Below are 18,694 nucleotides of genomic sequence, written 5' to 3' on the forward strand. Positions count from 1 at the left end.
CGGACTCGGCAGAGCCCGGGGACCATCTCGGTGAAGTGTGTCGCGGTTCAGCAGGAGCGGAAGTCCGGCTGACGCTTCTCGAAGAACGCCTTGGCTCCCTCGCGCGCTTCTCTGGATCGGAAAGCCAGTGCCTGCGCTGCCGCCTCCGCGTCGACGACATCACCGAAGGATCGGCCGTAGCCGGCGTTGATCTGCTTCTTCACCACCGAGAGAGCGCGCCGCGGACCGTCGGACAACCGACTAGCCCAATCCGCCACGATCCCGTCGAGTGCATCGGCACCCACACATCGGTTGATCAAGCCGATGTCAGCCGCCTCCGGACCGGAGAGTCGCGCGGCCATCAGCATGATTTCCTTGGCCCGATGCAGGCCGACCGACCGCGGCAGCGTCCAGGATCCACCGCCGTCGATGGAAAGTCCACGCTCGGTGAAAATCTCACCGAACACCGCGGTGTCGTCGGCTAGGATCAGGTCTGCGCACAAGGCCAGATTGGCGCCGAATCCCATTGCCGCACCCCGCACTTTCGCGATGACCGGCATCGGGAATTCATGAACCGACTGACAGAGGCGCCCGACGCGATTCATGAATGTGACTTCGTCGGGCACGATCGGCTCGCCCAAATCCATACCCGAACAGAATGCGCTACCTGCTCCCGTCACGACCACCACCCGGCACTGCGAATCCGCTGAGAGCTGATCCAGAGCAGTGATCATCTCCTCGACCAGGTTCGCGGTGATGCCGTTCTTTCGCTTCTCTCGATTCAGCGTCAACGTGGCGATGCCGCGCTCGTCGAGATCGATCAGCACGTCAGGCATGCGCGTCCTCCAGGAGCAGGCGCGCGAAGCGCTGCCGATGGGATGCCGGACTGCCCAGCAAGACCTCTAGTGTTTTGGCACGCCGCAGGTACAGGTGGCTGTCGTGCTCCCAGGTGAAGCCGATACCGCCGAAGATGTGCAGGGATTCGTCCGCGAGGAGTGTGGCTGCCGAACCGCAACGGTCCTTGGCGGCGCTGGCCGCCACCGACAGTGCGCGGGCCGCCGCGGGCGTCGGGTTGTCGAGGTAAGCATCCGCTGCCTCGACGGCCCCGTCGAGGGCAGACTGGGCCAACTCGACCGACATCAGCAAGTCCACCAGTTGATGTTTGATCGCCTGGAACTGTCCGATCGGGCGATCGAACTGAACGCGCTCTTTGGCCCACGCGACTGCGGACTCGTGGCATTGCCGAGCAATACCGACTTGTTCGGCGGCGATCAAGACGAGTGCGATATCGAATGCGGGGTCGAGATCCACATCGACCGCCAGTACCGTCGCAGGCGCCTCGACGAACTCCATGCTCGCCAGGCTGCGAGTCAGATCCAGTGTTTCCATCGCCGTTTTCGACACCCAGGAGTCGTCGGCGTCGATCGCGACGATCACCGCGGAACCGCCACAGTTCGCAGCCGTCAGGACGACATCGGCATCCAACCCGTCGAGCACGAACAGCGTACGGCCGCTGACGACCACCTTCGCACCTACCGAAGAGTCCCCGTGTGCCAGAAGTTTCGGCGTGGTACCGGCACCATCAGGTGCCGGCCACGCCACAGTTGCCGTCATACTGCCCGAGGCGAGCTCTTTGAGCAGCGGCCCGGCGGAGACACCGTAGACGGTGCGCAGCAACGCGGTTGCGATACCAACTGACGACAATGCCGGCACCACGGCCAGCCGCCGCGCCAGCACTTCGAGCACCAGCGCCGCCTCGGCGACGCCGGCGCCTGCACCTGCGCACTCTTCCGGGATCAGCAGACCAGCCAATCCCATCTGGCCGACCAGGGTGGTCCACAATTGATTGTCGCGTTGCGGCACACCGTCTTCCGAGAGGAAGTCGCGGGCACCCGCAATTGCGGCTTCGGCAACCGCCTCAGCGAGTGCGTTACGTTCTTCGGCGTCGATCGCCACTGATGACAGCCTTTCTACCGGGCGCGGCGGGCCACGGGTGACGCATCTTCGCGGGTCGGCAGCGCAATGGTGGCCGATCCGGGCATGACATCAGCACCCCGCTGGTTACGCGCAAATGTGGACAGCTCGACGACGTGCTCGCCGTCCTCTGTGACCGATTTTCCGGTCACCTCGCCGCCCAGAGTCACGACGTCGGACAGATAGACAAACCCGCGGTATTGCGAGCTGCACTCGCGTACCCAACCGCTGTCTCCCATCCAGTGCGTCAACAGTTGCACCTGCCAACACTGTCGCTGGAATCCAACGTCGTACTGGAACGCCACGCCCATGGCGTTCGCTGCGGCCTTGTTGTAATGCACGGCGTAGATCGGCTCGCTGGAACCCATCACCGGGTCGCGAAACGACCAGGCCGGATGGAGTTGGTAGTCGGCCAATGCCGCGGCATGGGCCTTCAACCGCGGGATGGGCGTACCACCACCGGCGATGAACGCCACCTCATCGGTGAGCCCGATCGGCCCCTTGGTCAAGGTTTGGATCGGCTCGCCGACGGCGACGTCCTCCCAGAATCGAGGTTCACGCCCGCGCGGCTGCTCGGCCAGGACCTGCTGCTCGACTTCGGAGATCTCGTCCTCGCTCCACGGGTGAGGGAGCACCAACTCGGGCTTGGAGGCATCGTCTGCTGCCTTCTTGGATCGAGACTTGGCCGACCCACGTTCGAAATTGACTACCTGCCAGTCAATTTCGGCAACCAGCTCATCGCGTTGGTTGCGATAGCTGTTGACGAAGTGATCGGTGACCATCTGCCCGGCGAACTTGCTCGGGCGCGGGCCGGTGAACCCGTCGTAACGACAGGTGGCAGTGATCTTGTCCCCCCAGTAGACGGGCTTGAGGAAACGGGCCTGGCTGGCGTTGTGGAACGCGCCGAGTCCGGGCCAGCCGAACTGGATCCCGGAGAAACAGCCGATCACGAACGAGGGCGGTGCGACCGGCGCCCGGTAGTCAGACGCGGTGGCCTGCTCGGCATCCGTCCACAAAGTGTTGACGTCACCGATCCCGCCGGCGAACTTGATCACGGCGATGCGGGTGGCTTCTTCGTTGTTGATCGAGTGATCGATCCGGAGGTTGACGCCCGCGCGGGCGCGCATCGACTCGATCATCGCGTCGTCGATGACTGCCTCGGGCATCCGCGCCTCGGTGGTCTTGTCGACCACGGCGTCCTCGGCGGTGGTCACTTCGAGGCCTTGCCGGGATTTGCGGTCCAGGTGTTCCCGCCGGCGGGCACACCCGCGTCCGCCACCGCCTTCTCCAGATCGGAGATCGTCCACCGGCCCTCGGCCATGAGCTTCCAGTCGGGGTCCTTGGTCCACGGCGCGATCCGCTGGACGCGCGAACCACCGACGAGGAAGACCTCACCGGTCAGCGGGCACGTCGGTGACAACAGGTAGCCGACGAAGGGTGAGACGTTGGCCGGGTCCATACGATCGAACTCGCCTTCCTTGGCCGCCAAGGAATCTCCGAAGGCGCTCTCGGTCAGCCGGGTGCGGGCCTGCGGCAGGATCGCGTTCACGCGAACGCCATATCGCTGCAGCTCCTTGCTCGCGACCTGGGTCAGCGACGCGACCGCGGCCTTGGCCGCGGCGTAGTTGGCTTGGCCCGGGTTTCCGAAGACGCCCGACTCGCTGCTCGTGCTGACCACTGATCCGGTGACCTCGGCGCCGGCCTTGCTCTGCTCACGCCAGTACCGTCCGACCTCCCGGGTCATCAGGAAGGTGCCGCGCAGATTGACCCGCACGACGAGGTCCCAATCGTCGTCTTCGATGTTGACCAAAACCCGGTCACGCAGAATGCCCGCATTGTTGACCAGTCCGTCGACCCGGCCGAACGCGTCCAGCGCGGCGCTGACGATTGCCTTGGCGCCGTCGGCGTCGGCGACATCGCTGCCGTTGGCGACGGCCTTGCCGCCCGCCGCGATGATCTCGTCGACCACATCCTGGGCCGGACCCGCGGCCGCGCCGCTACCGTCCTGCGCACCGCCCAGGTCGTTGACGACGACATTGGCGCCTTCCTGGGCGAACAACAGTGCGTGCTCGCGACCGATCCCGCGCCCGGCGCCGGTGACGATGACGGTTCTTCCGTCGAGATGTCCCATTGTGTTTCCTAACTGTTGTGAAGTGAACTGCGGGTGGCCGCAGGTCAGGCGGGAGCCGGTTTGTCTTTCGGCAATCCCAGCGAGCGCTCGGCGACGGTGTTGCGATGGATCTCGTCTGTGCCACCGCCGATGCGCATGCCCGGAACACTGAGGACGAATTCCGACCAGGCGTAGGACTGTGGGTCGCCGGTGTCAGCCACCAAGTTCGGTCCGAGAACGACGGTGACAAGGTCGCTGAGCGCCTGCAGATTCGCGGTCAGCGCCAGTTTGCCCAGCGACATTTCCGGTCCTGGCACACCGTTCGCCTTGAGGTTGCGGTCCGCACGTGATCGCATCGACTTCGCAGCCGTCACACCGGAATACACGCGCGCATACGCTTCTATGACTGCCGGATCGTCCTCGCGGCCACGGTCGACGATCCAACTGGCGAGGTCGTTCATCCGGAATAGCCCGCTGCCTCCACTGGACGACCCGCCGATCGCGTTCCGTTCATGCATGAGCATGGCAATTGCGACGGACCAACCCTGTCCGACTTCTCCGAGCCGGTAGGCGTCGTCCACCTGGACATCGGTGAGGAACACTTCGTTGAAGTCCGCCGCACCGGTGATCTGGCGGAGCGGCCGCACCTCGACACCAGGCGCGGTCATGTCGATGACGAACGCCGTGAGGTTGCGATGACGCGGACCGTCGGCTGTCTTGGTCAGTGCAATACCGACATCGGAGTAGTGCGCCCCAGACGTCCACACCTTCTGACCACTGATCGTCCAGACGTTGTCTTCGGCGCGGTGCGCCCGTGATCGGACGGCTGCGAGATCCGACCCAGCGGCCGGCTCGCTGAACAACTGGCAACCGATCACGTCCGCGCGGCGAAGGCCCTGCAGCCACCGGCGCTTGGCTTCATCGCTGCCGAACTGCGCCAGAGTCGGCGCCACCATACCGAGACTCACCGACAGCGGACCCTTGGAGGGAATCGTGTAGTCACGTTCCAACGCAGCGAATGCGCGCTCGAAGCGGGCCGGAAGTCCTGCTCCGCCGTACTCGACAGGGCCGGCGATCCAGCCGTACCCGGCGTCGAACGCTGCCCGCTGATAGTCGACCGCGTCCTCGATCTCGTCAGCGGTCGAACCCGAGAAAAGGGCGTAACGCGATTTCGTGCCGCCCTCGCGCGCCGGTTCGCGCTGGCCACAGATGCTCTCCAGGAACGCACGTGCCGCACTGAGGAAGTTTTCCAGCGTCACCTCAGTCGCTGCTGTCACTATCGTCTCCTCAATAGTCTAGTTATAGACTTTATAGCAGTGGGCTATCTCTTTATCAACACGAAATGATGAAGTGGCCGGCAAAATCCTCAGAAGTGAGTCGCCGGACGGCTGGCCTGTTGACAAGCCCCTTGTCCAGCGCGCAGCCCAAAGACGCCCTCAATCAAATGGCACAGACATTCGAGCGAGGCCTCGAGTACGTTGCAGTTAAACAGATTCGAGCAGGCGCGCGTAGATCCTGCGGGCAGCCTCATCGTCGGGTTCCGTCTCCAGATGCGCTGCCAGCCGCTCGATTGCGCCGATGGCGATGTCCGCGATCTGTTTCGAGAATTCCTCGTATGAACTGAGGCTCTCTTCGCGGGGCCGTTCCGGGAACGTATCGTCGATCCAGTCTCGAGCCTCATGCAGACGATCCGCGAGTTCCAAGGTCCGCCTCTTAAGAGTGAAAGATGAATCATCCCAGTCGATCTGAGCCAGGACGGCCCTGATCTCCGCCAACCGGGAAAGAGCATGATCACTTGTCAGCTCGGGTGCGATAACCTCTGCCAAGGTCGATCTGATCCCGGCGATGATCTCCGACGGACGTGGCCTCATACCAATTCCCCTGACAGCGAGTGCAGTAGCCGCGTCTCACGCAGCGCAGCTTTGATGACCCGGTCTGCGGGCGCCGCGGGCCGGTCGGTCTCGCCCTCGCAGAACGCCCGGATTCCAGTCAGTGCGATGACAGCCAGCCTGAATACCGACATCACCTGCCAGAAGTGCAACCGAGCCGGATCGACGGTCAAGCCGGTGGCAGCCGACCATACGTGCAGGAACTGGTCGACGTTCCAGCGCCCTTCGAGGAAGTGTTCTCCCCGGTACAGGGAGCAGGTGTACCAGCCGAGATCGTCGTGGGAATCGCCGAGATGGGCAAGCTCCCAGTCCAGGATCGCCGACAGTTGATCTCCGTCGAGTAACACGTTGGCGGGACGAAAATCACCATGTACCAGGCTGACTCGCTCAACCGGTCCGGGCAGATGGCGGGTAAGCCATCCGATCACTGCCCGCAGCGCGGGCTGGGGTTCCAGCGCGACGGCGTCCAGCTGTTCGACCCAGTGGTCGAGTTCGCGACGAGCCGGATCCTCCGCGACACCCGGCAGGATGCCGTCGATACCAAGGCCCTGCACGTCCACCTTGTGAATACCGGCGAGCAGGACGGGCAGCACGCGGGCGATCTGAAGCCGTGCGTGCTCGCCCAGGCCCAGCGGATCCGAGTCCTTCAATGCGCCCCGGTGCGCACGCCCACGCAGCCGGTCGACGACCATGGCCGGCCGCCCCAGCAGCTCCCCGTTGTCGTAGGCATGGACACCGGCGACCGGTAAATCCGTGCGCCCGAGCGCTTGCAGCAACTCGAACTCGACCCGTCGATCGGTGTCGACCACCCCGCGCGCGGGTTCGCGGCGCAGCAGCAACGGCTTCCAATCCGCTTGTGGCGCCGCCGAGACGAGCGCATCGAACGACCAGTTCTCCTGCGAACTCCCCCCACCCAGCCGCTGAGGTTCCGAGATGTCGCGGATGTCGGTACCCGACAACAATCGCAGAAGGGCGTCCCGAAGCTCACTCATGACGTGCTCGAGCGAGGAGGAGGAAGCGCTGCCTGGTACCCCCCGTAACCGGGCAGCACCATGTACTCGATGATGCCGTGGCCGATTTGGTCGCCGTGGCGAACATCCACGAGATGGTCGGATCCGGCTTTGGCATAACGGTAGAAGTTCGCTCGATCAGAAAGGTCCCACTGGTCGTGCTCGGCGGTGAGATCACCGCGCCAGTGCCCTTGCTTCCAACCATTCCACCCCTCGTAGCCGCCGCCGCGCAGATGCGCACGTCCGGGGCGAGCCGCCAGGGTCAAATCAATGCGGTCCCCACCCAGCAGCAGTAGCGAGAGGTTGCCCCCCACCAGCGTCGGTGCCGCGGCGCCGGTTTCCCACTCCAGATCATGCTCGACACCGACGATTACCGGATCTGTCCCGCCGACGCCGGGTGATCCCGTCAGCCCGGCAGACAGGTGGACGGGTTTTCCGGGCTCTGATTCCTGCAGATAGACGTGCAGGCCGAAGTCCGGCAGCTGCAGCGGTGCGAACAACAGGAACCGCCATTCCGGCCGCTCACCCGGCGGCTGGCCGTCGGCGCGAGGCAGCGGGCGCGTACCCCAGGAATGATCACGCTCAGCCCACCAACGATCGGGGGTTACCTCGATCCGTTCACCGTCGGGAGTGCAGATCACACCCGACGCCCGCCCGTGCTGGACATAGCGGATGGCGTCGTAGGTGGTGCGAGCACGACTGACCTGGAAGAATTTTCCTTCCAGGATCGGCTCGAAGGTCGCATCGAAGGTCAATTCGAAACTGAGCCCGGAATCATTGTCCCCCAGCGCAAAACGCAGCTGCTGCAGCGGTTCGACGATCTCGCACGACATCGGTCCCACCTGTATGCCGTGCGAATCGGGTAGCAGACTGCGGGACAACCGCACGTTGGTCTGGCGTTCGCCGTCAGACAAGCAGGCGAAGGCCTCCATGACATCCTGATTGGGGTATCGCCCGATGCCGAGAGACAGGACCGTCTCGCCACTCACCGTGTCTTGGAACGATACCCAGTAGCGTTCCCGCCACGACGGGTCACTGGTGGCGACCATCGCGTGCGGCAGTGCAGTCTGGTGAGTGAAGTATTCGTCTGCTGCGCCGAGGAACAACGCCGTCACCTCTCGTTCATGGAGTCGAGGAATTCCGCCTTGATGGCTTTTTTGTTGAGCTTCTCCCCCGCCAGAGTCGGCAATGGCGCGTCGGTGATCCGCCATAGCGACGGAATCTCGAAATAGGCCAGCCGGCCCACACAGTGCTCACGCAATGCCTCGACGTCCACCAGTTCGCCGACCCGGCAAGTGACGGCCGCGACGAGTTCCTCGCCGAGATCATCGTGCGGAATCCCGAACACCGCAGCTTCGATCACCGACGGATGTTTCAGCAGGTGCTGCTCGACATGGACGCAGGCGATGTTCTCACCGCCTCTGATGACGATGTCCTTGCTTCGCCCATCCAGGTACAGGTACCCGTCGACGTCGAGGTGGCCGAGATCGCCGGTGTGTAGCCACCCCCCGCGGTCCACCGTGCCATCGTCGATGCCCACGTAGCCGAGCATGACGGTTGGTGCCCGCACGAGCACCTCACCGGACCCGCGCTCGTCGGGATCGGCGATGCGCACCTCCACCACCGGGTACGGTTTGCCGACCGTACCCGGCCGAGCCTGCAGATCCGCGTTGCCGGCGACCGTCATGAACCCGCCGGTCTCGGTCATACCCCATGTGTTGGCCAGTCCACGCTTCTTCAGCTGCGGCAGCTTGGTCGTCATCCGTTCCAGCAGCGCAGCCGGTAGGGGCGCTCCGCCCAACGGGAAGCTGCGCAAACTGGTCAAGTCGAAGGATTCGAAGTCGGGGTGTTCCAGGATCCGGATCGCCATGGTCGGCACCCCACCCCAGGTCTGCACCCGCTCGGTTTCGATCAACCGCAGGATTTCACCAGCGTCAAAACGTCCCGCAGTCAAGACGAGTCGGCCGCCCGTGATGAGATTGGTCAGCAGGTTCGAGACGCCACCGATGTGGAACAGCGGTGTGCACAGCAGTGAAACCGATTGCGGCGCAGCGCTGTCCAATGTGTGCGGCAGCCGGCGCGAACGCACCAGCAGGTTCTGCTGATTGACGATCAGGGATCGCACCGACAGTTCGACGGCTTTCGGGGCGCCGGAGCTGCCCGAGGTGAACAAGATGAGTCCGGGCTCGTCCAAGGCCACGTCGTCGGCCGCGGCGGGACCGGATGATGCTCCGACCCAACAACTTTCCAATGTGGTCAGCGGCACCACCGGGCACTCGGCGTCGATGAGTTCTGGCGAATCACTCAGCACCAGCGCCGGAGTGCTCACCCGCAGCCCGTGCTCGATTTCCGAACTGCTCCACCAGCGGTTGGCGTACACCGGCACGGCGCCGATCCACCACGTCGCCCAGGTGGCCAGCACGAATTCGAGGCGGTTGTAGGTGTGGAGCATGACGCGGTCGCCCCGTTGCACCCCAGCGTGGACAAGCACAGCCGCTGCGGCGGGTACCGCTGCGTGGAAGGCGTCGTGGGTGATCCGCCGTTCGCCCTGCACCAGGTAATCGCGGTCACCCCAGTACTGGCCCGTTGCCCCGTCCAGCAACTCACGTAGCCCAGCGGGAGAGGTGTCATAGAGCAGTCCCGGGTGCCCGGCGTAATGCCCCTCGACGACCTGGTCGCCCCAAGCGGTCTGCACTGCCGTCACATTCCGGTCCATCGTCCTTCTCGTTTCTCTTTGAAGGCGCTGACCGCCTCCACGGCATCGGCGCTGCGGTTCGACAGCGCCTCGAGGTAGAAGCCTGTGTCCAAAACCTGGTCAGTCGCTTCGGCCAACACCTTGTTCAACGCTCGCTTGGTGAACTGGGTGGCGACCGGAGGCAGCCCGGCCACCCGATCTGCCAGCTCCAAAGCCGTCTCGGTGACAGCCTCGGGATTGTCCGCCAGATCTGTCACCAGACCCAGCTCATAGGCTTCCTGCCCGGTCAGTGCCTCGCCCCACAACAGGCGCCGTTTCGCCCGCAACAATCCCGCGCTCGACGGCCACGCCACGCAACCGCCGTCGCCCGCTACGAGCCCCATGTGGACATGCGGATCACTCAACTTGGTGGTCGGGGTCGTCACGACGGCGTCTGCGGTGAAGATCAGGCTGGTGGCGACGCCGAAACTGCTCCCGTGCACGGCGGCCACCAGTGGCTTCGGGAAGTCTGCGAACGCACGGAAGAGACGGCGGCCGTCGTCGACGTTGCGGATGAGGACGTTGAGGTCGGCGTGGCCGTCGAGAATCGTCTGCATATCTCCGCCCGCGGAGAAATGTTTGCCGGTCGACGTCCACACCACCGACCGGACATCGGTGTCCCGAGCCAACTCGACCAGCACCCCCGGCAGCTCGTTGACCAGAACGTCGTCGAATGCATTCAGCGTGTCCGGGCGGCTCAGCCGCAGTTCGGCGACGTGTCCGCGGGGGTGGACCTCGACTGCTGTGAGGCTCATGAATCTCCTTCGCTCCGACGGCGCGATTAAATCCGTTCCACGATTGTCGCTGTTGCCATACCGCCGCCGGTACACATCGTCACCAACCCGGTGGACAGATCGCGGCGTTCGAGTTCGTCGATGATCGTTTGAAACAGAACCGCTCCGGTGGCGCCGATCGGATGGCCCAGCGCAATGGCGCCACCGTTGACATTCACTTTCTCCGGATCCAGGCTCAGATCACGAATCACCTTCATCGGGACTGCCGCGAACGCCTCGTTGATCTCCCACAAATCGATGTCCGAGGCAGCCATGCCAGCTTTGTCGAGACACAATTGGGCCGCCGGCCCGGGAGCGGTCAGCATGATCACCGGTTCGGCACCGCGAACCGCACCGGTGACGATCTTGGCACGTGGGCTCAGACCGTGCGCCGCGGCATATGTGCTGGACGCCACGACCACTGCCGCTGCGCCGTCGACCACCCCGGATGAGTTGCCGGCGTGGTGGACGTGCTGGATGGTGCCGGCCTCCGGGTAGGTCTCACGACACATGTCGTCATAGCTGCGGCCACCGTCGCGGACTTTGGCCCCTGAGCGTTCGAACGAGGCAGGCAGCCCGGCCAGTGACTCGACCGTCGTGCCGGGTCGCACGTGCTCGTCGTGATCGAGCAGCACCTCACCGTTGTCGTCGAGCACCGGCGCCAGGCTGCGCCCGAAGCGGTCCTCCTTGATCGCCACGGCGGCACGCTCCTGGCTGGTCACTGCGAAGGCATCGACTGCTGTGCGGTCAAAACCTTCCAAGGTAGCGATCAGGTCGGCCGCGATGCCCTGCGGAACCAGCGAATAGCGCTCCCGCAGCTTGGCATTGCCCGCATCGAGCGGTTGGCCGTAGCTGTAGCGCGACATCGAATCCACGCCGCCTGCGACCACGATGTCCTGCCAGCCGGCGATGACGCCGGTGGCCGCGGCCATCACGGCCTGCTGGCCACCACCACAGAACCGGTTGAGCGTCAAACCGGGCACAGTGACCGGCCATCCGGCAGTCAATACTGCCGAACGCGCGATGTCGTTGGCGTGATCACCCGCATGCTCACCGTTACCCATGATGACGTCGTCGACGCTCGACGCGTCCAGCCCGCGGGCCACCAGAGCGTTGAGAACCGTCGCCAAGAGCTCCTGGGGGTGCACATTGTGCAGTGCGCCCGTCGTTTTACCTTTCCCGCGCGGTGTCCGTACCCCATCGATGATCCATGCCTCAGCCATCGAGCCTCCTAGTGTTGTGATGCAAAAGTCTTTGTGCCACAGTCAATCTCACTCAGCCAATCTGACTCACAACGCGATCAGAGAGTCGCTGATGGCGCCTGCACGCAACGCCTGACCCAATTCGGTGTGCAGCCCCTGAGCGGTCCCGAGCAGCGGCTCGACGGTCAGGGCGCGTCGCAGCCAACGATGGAAGTCGTGCTCCCAGGTGAACCCCATGCCACCGAGCAACTGCTGGCACACCGTGCGCGCCGTTCTGCTGAAGCGAAAGGCTGTGGCCTTGGCCAGCGCGGCGCTGGGGGCTGCGGCATCTTCCCAAGCGGCGTCGGCCGTCAGAGTCGCCACTTCGTGCCAGAGATGTACATCGGCGAGTTGGTGTTTGACCGATTGGAAGGCGCCCAACGGCTGACCGAATTGGACCCGGCTGCTCACGTGCTCGACTGTGGTCGAGAGCATCTGAGCGCCGGTACCGATGAGTTCGTACGCGAGGGCCCGTCGGCCGGCTGCCACCATGGCGGTCCAGACCTCGCCGGGGTTGTCGACGGAGATCCGGCTGACGTCCGAGCTGGTGACAGAGATCCGGGTCCAGCCGGCGGTCCCGTCCAACGGCTCCCCGGAAAGCGCCTCCACCGCGCCCGATCGCACGAAAGAGATCTGACCGTCGTCGTCGGTGACCGGTATGAGCAGCGGACAGATGCCCGGCTGCACCACCCCATCGACCGATACGGTACCATCAGCACTGATTTTGCTTGTCGGAGCATGAGTGCCCGGTGCGGGCAACACCACGCGCAGTTCCTCGTTCCCGGAGCCCAACGCGCCCGCACGGAGCATCACCGTGTCGAGCCGCGATCCGGATAACCGAAGTTCCCCGGCCAGGGTGAACAGGATCGATACCGCGATTCTCGGCTCGTCGTCGAGGAGTTCGTGCCAACCGAATTCGGTGAGCAACTCAGCTGCTCGCTCAGGCGCTCCACTGAGCGCCTGACGCAGGCTCTCAGAGATCTGAGCGACATCTTCGGCGTCCATGACTTCTTCCTCTGCAGCTCGGGTGATGATCAGCGGGGCAGGCCGAGTAGTCGTTCGGCGATGATGTTCCGCTGGATTTCGGCGGCACCGCCGTAGATCGAGGACGCCCGGCTGTACAAATAGTCGTTACGCCACTCCAGCGCAGTCTCATCACCGCCGTAGACGATGTCTGCGCCCAAGTTGGTCAGGGCCGCGTCGAACAGAAACTTCTCGGCGGTCGACATCGCGAGCTTGTCCAGCGAAGTGGTCGCGCCGACCGGGCTGCCATCGGACAACGCCCGCACCGTCCGGCGGGAGAGCACCCGCAGTCCGATGAGCAGTTCAAGCGCTTCTCCGACGACTGCATCGCCGACCGCGCCCGAGCGTGCGGCCGCAAGATCCGCCAGCCGGGTACGCAGCCAGATCTGACGTTGCCATGCTGCCGCCCCACGTTCGCCGGCAAGGACGTGCATCGCCACTGACCAACCGCCGTCCACCCGGCCCAACAGCCGATCGGCCGGGATGAACGCGTCGTCGAAGAACAGCGAACAGAATTCGTCGTCACCGTTCATACTGCGCAGCGAGCTGATCTCGATGCCCGGAGTATTCATGTCCAGAAGGAAGGCGCTGATCCCCCGATGCGCGGAATCCGGGGCGCCGGTACGCGCGAGGAGCACGCAGCGGTCGGCGAACTGCGCCCAGCTGGTCCAGGTCTTTTCACCTGTCACCCGCCAGCCACCGTCGGCGGCAACGGCCTTGACCCGCAACGATGCCAGATCACTGCCTGCGCCAGGTTCGGAGAAACCTTGGCACCACGTCTCTTCGCCACTGAGCAGGCGCGGCAGCACGAGGGCAGCTACCTCGGGGGTGGCGAATTCAGCCACTGCCGGTCCGAGCACTTCCTGCGTCGCGAACGAGAAGGGCGGTGGGTAGCCGGCCGCAGCGAGTTCCTCACTGATGATGCTGCGCAAGATCGGTGCACCGCCGAGCCCGCCGACGGATTCCGCCCAGCCGAGCCGGATCCAGCCGGAATCGAACAGCAGGCGCTGCAACAGGCGAAGCCGTTCGAAAACCTCGGCGACCTCGCCACCGGTTGCGCGGAACTGCTCAAGACCGGTGCGGTTTTCGTCCAGCCAGCTACGAAAAGACATCCGGGCCTCGGCCACACTGGACGGCAGGGTCGTCAGGGTCGATGCGGTGGTCACAGGCCTGCCGCCTGAACTCCACCGAGATGGTTGGCGGTATCGGCCATACTCAGGCCCCAATCCGCGTACACGTCGTTGGCATCCTCTCCGGGTAACCGCGGGCCAGTGGGATCGGCTGCCGGTGTGCGACTGAAGCGCGGCGCCGGCGCCGGCTGCATGACACCGTCGACCTCCACGAAGCCGGCCCGGGCCCGGGTGTGCGCGGCATCGGCGACTTCCGGGCCGGCCAGCACCGGCGCCACGCAGGCGTCCAATTCGGCGAAGACCGCGGACCAGTCATCGCGCGTGCGAGAGGAAAAGGTCTCGGCGAACCGGGCCCGCAGCTCGTCCCAGCGCGCGCGATCCATCTGCTCGGGCAGATCGGCATCCTGGTCGAGTTCGAGACCGACGAGCAGCTGCTGGTAGAACCGCCGTTCCAGGGCACCCACCGCCATGTGCCCACCGTCGGAGGTGGCATACGTGTCGTAGAAGGGCGCACCGCCATCAAGCAGGTTCGTACCACGAACGTCCGACCAGTGCCCCTCGGCGCGCACTCCGTGGATGAACGCGGTGAGCAACGCCGCCCCGTCTACCATCGCGGCGTCAACCACCTGACCGTGCCCGGAGCGCCCCCGTTCCAGCAGCGCAGCCAGGATTCCGACGGTCAGCAGCATGCCGCCGCCGCCGAAGTCGCCGACGAGATTCAGTGGGGCCAAAGGACGTTCGTCTTTGCGGCCGATCGGGTCGAGAGCACCGGCAACCGCAATGTAGTTGATGTCATGCCCGGCCCGCTGGGCCAAGGGCCCGTCCTGGCCATATCCGGTCATCCGGGCATACACCAGCCCGGGATGCGCCTCTAGCATCACGTCGGGCCCCAATCCCAGCCGCTCCATCACGCCCGGGCGGAAGCCTTCGACCAGTACGTCAGCCGCCAACGCCAGCCGCTTGACCGTCGACACACCGGCTGACGTCTTTAAATCGACGGCCACCGAACGCCTTCCCCGTTTGAGCGGATCCACGGGGCGCCGGGCCTTGCGGCCGGGCTTGGTCGGACGGTCGATCGTCACGACGTCGGCACCGAAATCGGCAAGCATCATGCACGCGAAGGGCGCTGGCGCCGCACTGGCGATCTCCAGCACGCGCACCCCTTGGAGCGGACCGCCGGTCACTTCGCAGGCGCTTCCAGCACGTGCACGGCGCATGCCGACGCCAGACCGATGACGTGAGTCAATCCCACCTTGGCTCCGTCGATCTGGCGATCACCGGCCTCGCCGCGCAGATGCGTCGCCACCTCGTAGAGATTGGCGATACCGGTCGCGCCGATCGGATGTCCCTTGGAGAGCAGCCCGCCGGACACGTTGACCGGAATCTTTCCGTCCCGGGTGGGCGCCCCGGAGTCGATGAACTCACCGGCCCCGCCGGGCGCGCACAGTCGCAGGTTGTCGTAGTGGATCAACTCGGCGGTGGCGAAGCAGTCGTGCAGTTCGACCAAGTCGAGATCCTCGGGGCCGAGACCGGCCTGTTCGTAAGCCTGGTCGACGGCCAGCCGGGTCAGCGTATTGACATCGGGTTGCACCTGGCCACCCGCGGTCCAGGGATCGGAGGTCATCACCGATGCCGACACCTTGATCGCACGACGCCGTACGTCTGGATCAAGGGTCTTCAGCTTGGCGTCCGAAACCAGCACCACCGCGGCCGCTCCGTCGCCGGTGGGGCAACACATCGGCAGGGTGTTCGGATAACTGATGACCTCTGCGCCGAGCACCTCCTCGAGGGAGAAGGCCTTCTGATACTGCGCCAGCGGGTTGAGCGTCGAATGCTGATGATTCTTCACCGCGACCTTGGCGAACTGTTCGGCGGTAACGCCATGGGCCAGGGCGTATTCCGTGCCCGCTTGCGCGAACACGCCCGGCATCAGGCCGGTGCCCAATAGCCCCTCGGTCTTGACGACGGCACCGTAACGCCCCTTGGGGGTGAACACCTTCTTCTGATCGGCTTTCTTGGCCGCCCCACCGAGCATGCCCATCTTGCCCATTTTTTCCACGCCCACCGCCAGCGCCATATCGCATTCGCCGGCCTTGATCGCCATCATCGCAACGCGTACGGCCGTGGCGCCGGTCGCGCAGGCGTTCACCACGTTGTAGACCGGAATTCCGGTCTGACCGATCTGCTTCTGCAGGCGCTGACCGTTGTGGGAGTTGGCTTCATACACATTGCCGAGGGCCAGAAGTCCCATATCGGTCAGTGCCTGCCCCGAGTCGGCGATCGCGTCCAGGCTCGCCGATGCCGCCAGGTCCAGCAGATCCATTTCCGGAAAGCGGCCGAACTTCGTCATCGAAGTTCCGATGATCCACACTGCATCACTCACGTCAGGCTCCAATCGGCTCGTATCCGAAGGCGACAGCCACGGTGCCGTCGTCGTCGACGCCCGCCTCGAAGGTCACCAAACGCACCTTCATCTCGGGCTGAATGGATTGCGGGTCGGCAACCCCGATCAGGTTGGCCTTGACGACGCCCCCGCCGGTCAACTCGATCACGGCAGAGGTGAACGGGCCGGACTTCGCGCCACGCTGAACGATCGTGTACGCGCGCACAACGCCCTCGTTGGCCAGGCGGCGGGTGCCGAACTCGGTCCCAGAACACTTCGCGCAGGCATTCCGCCGGTCGAAATACAATGCCGAACAGTTGCGACATTCCTGGGCGACGAGGTGCGGGGAGTCTCCCAGCACCAGGTAGTCCACAGCGGGAATGCTCTGCGTCATCCTGCCCCCTACGCTTTCTCGGCAACACGGCCGTCAGTCGTCGATTAAATGATAGAGTACTAGACTATCGACATCTCGACAATTGCGAGGTCGACGCCAGCCTGACGTGCCGCCGAGGAGGTCACATGTCCGACAAACCATTTGATCCGTCTGCCATCGGTACCCAATCCGAACCGAAGCGGGTGAAATGGTCGTCCCGCGACTGCATGCTGTATGCACTCGGAGTGGGCGCAGGCACCGACGACCTGGCGTTCACCACCAACAACACCAAAGGCGTCGAGCAGCGGATGGTCCCGACCATGCCGGTCACCCTCGGGGTCGATTTCAGGGTGCTCAACGCCGCCGGAGAGTTCGACTGGGCAAAGCTGCTGCACGCCGAACAGCGGGTCGAGATCCTCGGCGAGATCCCCATCAAAGGCGAGGCCGAAGCGGTCACCGAGATCATCGAGATGTGGGACAAGGGCAAAGCAGCCCTGATCGTCGCACAGACCACCGGCTCCATCGACGGAGAACCATTGTGGCGCAGCGCCGCCGGACTCTTCGTCCGCGGAGTCGGCGGGTGGGGCGGTGAGCGCGGTCCCGCCACCGAAACCACGACCGAGCACGCACCGACGAAGACCGTGACATATCAGACACGTCCAGATCAGGCCCTGCTATATCGCCTTTCAGGCGACTACAACCCCCTGCACTCGGATCCGGCATTCGCTGCGCGCGCAGGCATGGACCGCCCGATCCTGCATGGTCTGTGCACGTTCGGCTTCGCCGGCCGCGCGATCCTGGAGATGGCAGGCACCGACCGCACCCTCACCTCGATGTCGGCGCGGTTCGCCGGTCCGGTTTGGCCCGGGGACACCCTGAACATCGATCTCGCGCAGCCCGACGAATCTACGGTGCACTTCAGCGTGCGTGGTCGCGACGACCGCGAAGTGCTCACCGGCGGCTCGGCAACCTTCGGAAAGTAACCGAGCCCATGATTCCCGGTTGGCAACCGCTTCTCGACCGGATAGCCGAAGAGCAGAATCCGACCACCAAGGCGAACTTGGAGATCGTGGCCCGGCACGTGGTCGAGGAAGTGGCGGGCAATACGCCCGCGTTGATGGCGACACTGGTGCCCGAACCGCAGTACACGGTGTGGGGCGCCTCCGACAGCACCGGGCCGTCCGGACATGCCGCCGTCGTCGACTGGTATCACCGTTTGCAAGCAGCGGGCCGCAACAGACTCGACTACGTCATCCATCGGGTGGTCGCCGACGAGCACTGCGTGGTCACCGAAGGTGACTTCCAGTACGCCATCGCCGGCCGCGAACTCGGAGTTGCCACAGCGGAATCCGGCGAATTGGTCGAGGCCGACAGTTTCTACCTCGTCACTCACCGGACTACGGTGCTGTGGCCGATCAGCGCCGACGGATTGATCGAAGGCGAGGATCTGTATGCCGGTGAGCGGCACCGGGTGATCCGGTGCCTCGGAGACGAGGAGCAACTGCACCTCGGCCCCATCGAACGTCAACAACGGGCCACCCGATCGGGCGTCTCGGGAACCGGGAGGTCGCAATGACCGGAATCGCTGGAATACCAGAGGTGCTGGATCGTTTCTTCACCGCAATCAATGCGCGGGACACCGCACAGCTGGCCGACATCTTCATCGACGACGTCTCCTACCAGTTGTTGGTCCCCTACCCCCCGCTGATCGGCAAGCAGGCGGTGGTCGACGCACTCACCGCTTCGATCACCGAGGCCGACCGGGTGTTGTGGGAGATTCGCAGTTGGAGTGGCGACGACGATCTCGCCTTCGTCGAACGCATCGACCGATTCTGGTTCAACGGCAGGGAAGCGGCCATCGAATGCACCGGCGTCTTCGAGATGCGCGGCAACGCCATAGCGGCAGTACGGGATTACGCCGACCTCGGTACCTGGCGCACCCGCAAGAGCGCGGCGATCGAGCCCTAAATCTGTGTCGTGATGCGGAACCATCAAGTCCGAGAGGGATTTCGAACAATGATACGAATTGGACAATGCGGACTCGCGCCAACTGCCTCGCCGATTCCCACCGATGT

19 protein-coding genes are annotated in these 18,694 nt (G+C 64.6%); 3 read left to right on the forward strand and 16 right to left on the reverse strand.

Annotated elements, in window-relative coordinates; translation table 11 throughout:
• Window positions 1–47: 47 nt before the first annotated feature.
• From AC4ELS_RS10230 to AC4ELS_RS10305, 16 genes are all read right to left on the reverse strand, one after another.
• Window positions 48–815 (reverse strand): enoyl-CoA hydratase/isomerase family protein, encoded by a 768-nt coding sequence (locus tag AC4ELS_RS10230; RefSeq protein WP_499047111.1) that lies wholly within the window; start codon window positions 813–815, stop codon window positions 48–50.
• A complete protein-coding gene (locus AC4ELS_RS10235) occupies window positions 808–1,935 on the reverse strand; it encodes an acyl-CoA dehydrogenase family protein (RefSeq protein ID WP_499047114.1) in 1,128 nt (375 codons plus the stop codon). The genes AC4ELS_RS10230 and AC4ELS_RS10235 overlap by 8 nt, the downstream gene beginning before the upstream one ends.
• A gap of 14 nt (window positions 1,936–1,949) precedes the next feature.
• The gene (locus AC4ELS_RS10240) at window positions 1,950–3,167 is read right to left on the reverse strand and encodes an FAS1-like dehydratase domain-containing protein (RefSeq protein WP_499047116.1); all 1,218 of its coding nucleotides are present in this window, start codon (window positions 3,165–3,167) and stop codon (window positions 1,950–1,952) included.
• A complete protein-coding gene (locus AC4ELS_RS10245) occupies window positions 3,164–4,084 on the reverse strand; it encodes an SDR family oxidoreductase (RefSeq protein WP_499047118.1) in 921 nt (306 codons plus the stop codon). The genes AC4ELS_RS10240 and AC4ELS_RS10245 overlap by 4 nt, the downstream gene beginning before the upstream one ends.
• Before the next feature lie 44 nt (window positions 4,085–4,128).
• A complete protein-coding gene (locus tag AC4ELS_RS10250) occupies window positions 4,129–5,340 on the reverse strand; it encodes an acyl-CoA dehydrogenase family protein (RefSeq protein ID WP_499047121.1) in 1,212 nt (403 codons plus the stop codon).
• A 207-nt stretch (window positions 5,341–5,547) separates the two neighbouring features.
• Window positions 5,548–5,934, reverse strand: coding sequence for a hypothetical protein (locus tag AC4ELS_RS10255; RefSeq protein WP_499047124.1), 387 nt, complete (start codon window positions 5,932–5,934; stop codon window positions 5,548–5,550).
• Window positions 5,931–6,944 (reverse strand): phosphotransferase family protein, encoded by a 1,014-nt coding sequence (locus tag AC4ELS_RS10260; protein ID WP_499047126.1) that lies wholly within the window; start codon window positions 6,942–6,944, stop codon window positions 5,931–5,933. The genes AC4ELS_RS10255 and AC4ELS_RS10260 overlap by 4 nt, the downstream gene beginning before the upstream one ends.
• Window positions 6,941–8,077: an Rv3169 family protein gene (locus AC4ELS_RS10265; RefSeq protein WP_499047128.1), complete on the reverse strand. Its 1,137-nt coding sequence runs from the start codon at window positions 8,075–8,077 to the stop codon at window positions 6,941–6,943. Before AC4ELS_RS10265 ends, AC4ELS_RS10260 begins: the two co-directional genes overlap by 4 nt.
• Window positions 8,074–9,678 carry a class I adenylate-forming enzyme family protein gene (locus tag AC4ELS_RS10270; RefSeq protein WP_499047131.1) on the reverse strand — a complete coding sequence of 535 codons (1,605 nt, stop codon included), beginning with the start codon at window positions 9,676–9,678 and terminating at the stop codon, window positions 8,074–8,076. The genes AC4ELS_RS10265 and AC4ELS_RS10270 overlap by 4 nt, the downstream gene beginning before the upstream one ends.
• A complete protein-coding gene (locus AC4ELS_RS10275) occupies window positions 9,663–10,451 on the reverse strand; it encodes an enoyl-CoA hydratase/isomerase family protein (RefSeq protein ID WP_499047133.1) in 789 nt (262 codons plus the stop codon). The genes AC4ELS_RS10270 and AC4ELS_RS10275 overlap by 16 nt, the downstream gene beginning before the upstream one ends.
• A gap of 26 nt (window positions 10,452–10,477) precedes the next feature.
• On the reverse strand, window positions 10,478–11,692 hold the full coding sequence (locus tag AC4ELS_RS10280) for an acetyl-CoA C-acetyltransferase (RefSeq protein ID WP_499047135.1): 1,215 nt from the start codon (window positions 11,690–11,692) through the stop codon (window positions 10,478–10,480).
• 66 nt (window positions 11,693–11,758) lie between these two features.
• On the reverse strand, window positions 11,759–12,715 hold the full coding sequence (locus AC4ELS_RS10285; RefSeq protein WP_499047138.1) for an acyl-CoA dehydrogenase family protein: 957 nt from the start codon (window positions 12,713–12,715) through the stop codon (window positions 11,759–11,761).
• A gap of 29 nt (window positions 12,716–12,744) precedes the next feature.
• Window positions 12,745–13,899 (reverse strand): acyl-CoA dehydrogenase family protein, encoded by a 1,155-nt coding sequence (locus tag AC4ELS_RS10290; RefSeq protein ID WP_499047140.1) that lies wholly within the window; start codon window positions 13,897–13,899, stop codon window positions 12,745–12,747.
• The gene (locus AC4ELS_RS10295) at window positions 13,896–15,080 is read right to left on the reverse strand and encodes a CaiB/BaiF CoA transferase family protein (protein WP_499047142.1); all 1,185 of its coding nucleotides are present in this window, start codon (window positions 15,078–15,080) and stop codon (window positions 13,896–13,898) included. Before AC4ELS_RS10295 ends, AC4ELS_RS10290 begins: the two co-directional genes overlap by 4 nt.
• Complete coding sequence (locus AC4ELS_RS10300; protein WP_499047144.1) at window positions 15,044–16,246, reverse strand: thiolase family protein; 1,203 nt, start codon at window positions 16,244–16,246, stop codon at window positions 15,044–15,046. The genes AC4ELS_RS10295 and AC4ELS_RS10300 overlap by 37 nt, the downstream gene beginning before the upstream one ends.
• Before the next feature lies 1 nt (window position 16,247).
• Window positions 16,248–16,640: a Zn-ribbon domain-containing OB-fold protein gene (locus tag AC4ELS_RS10305; RefSeq protein ID WP_499047146.1), complete on the reverse strand. Its 393-nt coding sequence runs from the start codon at window positions 16,638–16,640 to the stop codon at window positions 16,248–16,250.
• A gap of 125 nt (window positions 16,641–16,765) precedes the next feature.
• On the opposite strand from AC4ELS_RS10305, the gene AC4ELS_RS10310 reads away from it, so the two are divergent.
• Genes AC4ELS_RS10310 through AC4ELS_RS10320 form a run of 3 tightly spaced genes read left to right on the forward strand, consistent with a single transcriptional unit; the run spans window position 16,766 to window position 18,587 of the window.
• Window positions 16,766–17,602, forward strand: coding sequence for a MaoC/PaaZ C-terminal domain-containing protein (locus AC4ELS_RS10310; protein ID WP_499047149.1), 837 nt, complete (start codon window positions 16,766–16,768; stop codon window positions 17,600–17,602).
• Window positions 17,603–17,610: 8 nt separating this feature from the next.
• A complete protein-coding gene (locus AC4ELS_RS10315) occupies window positions 17,611–18,195 on the forward strand; it encodes a nuclear transport factor 2 family protein (RefSeq protein ID WP_499047151.1) in 585 nt (194 codons plus the stop codon).
• Window positions 18,192–18,587, forward strand: a complete 396-nt coding sequence (locus tag AC4ELS_RS10320) for a nuclear transport factor 2 family protein (RefSeq protein ID WP_499047153.1) — start codon at window positions 18,192–18,194, stop codon at window positions 18,585–18,587. The genes AC4ELS_RS10315 and AC4ELS_RS10320 overlap by 4 nt, the downstream gene beginning before the upstream one ends.
• Window positions 18,588–18,694 lie beyond the last annotated feature (107 nt).

This window comes from Mycobacterium shunyiense, from assembly GCF_058270035.1.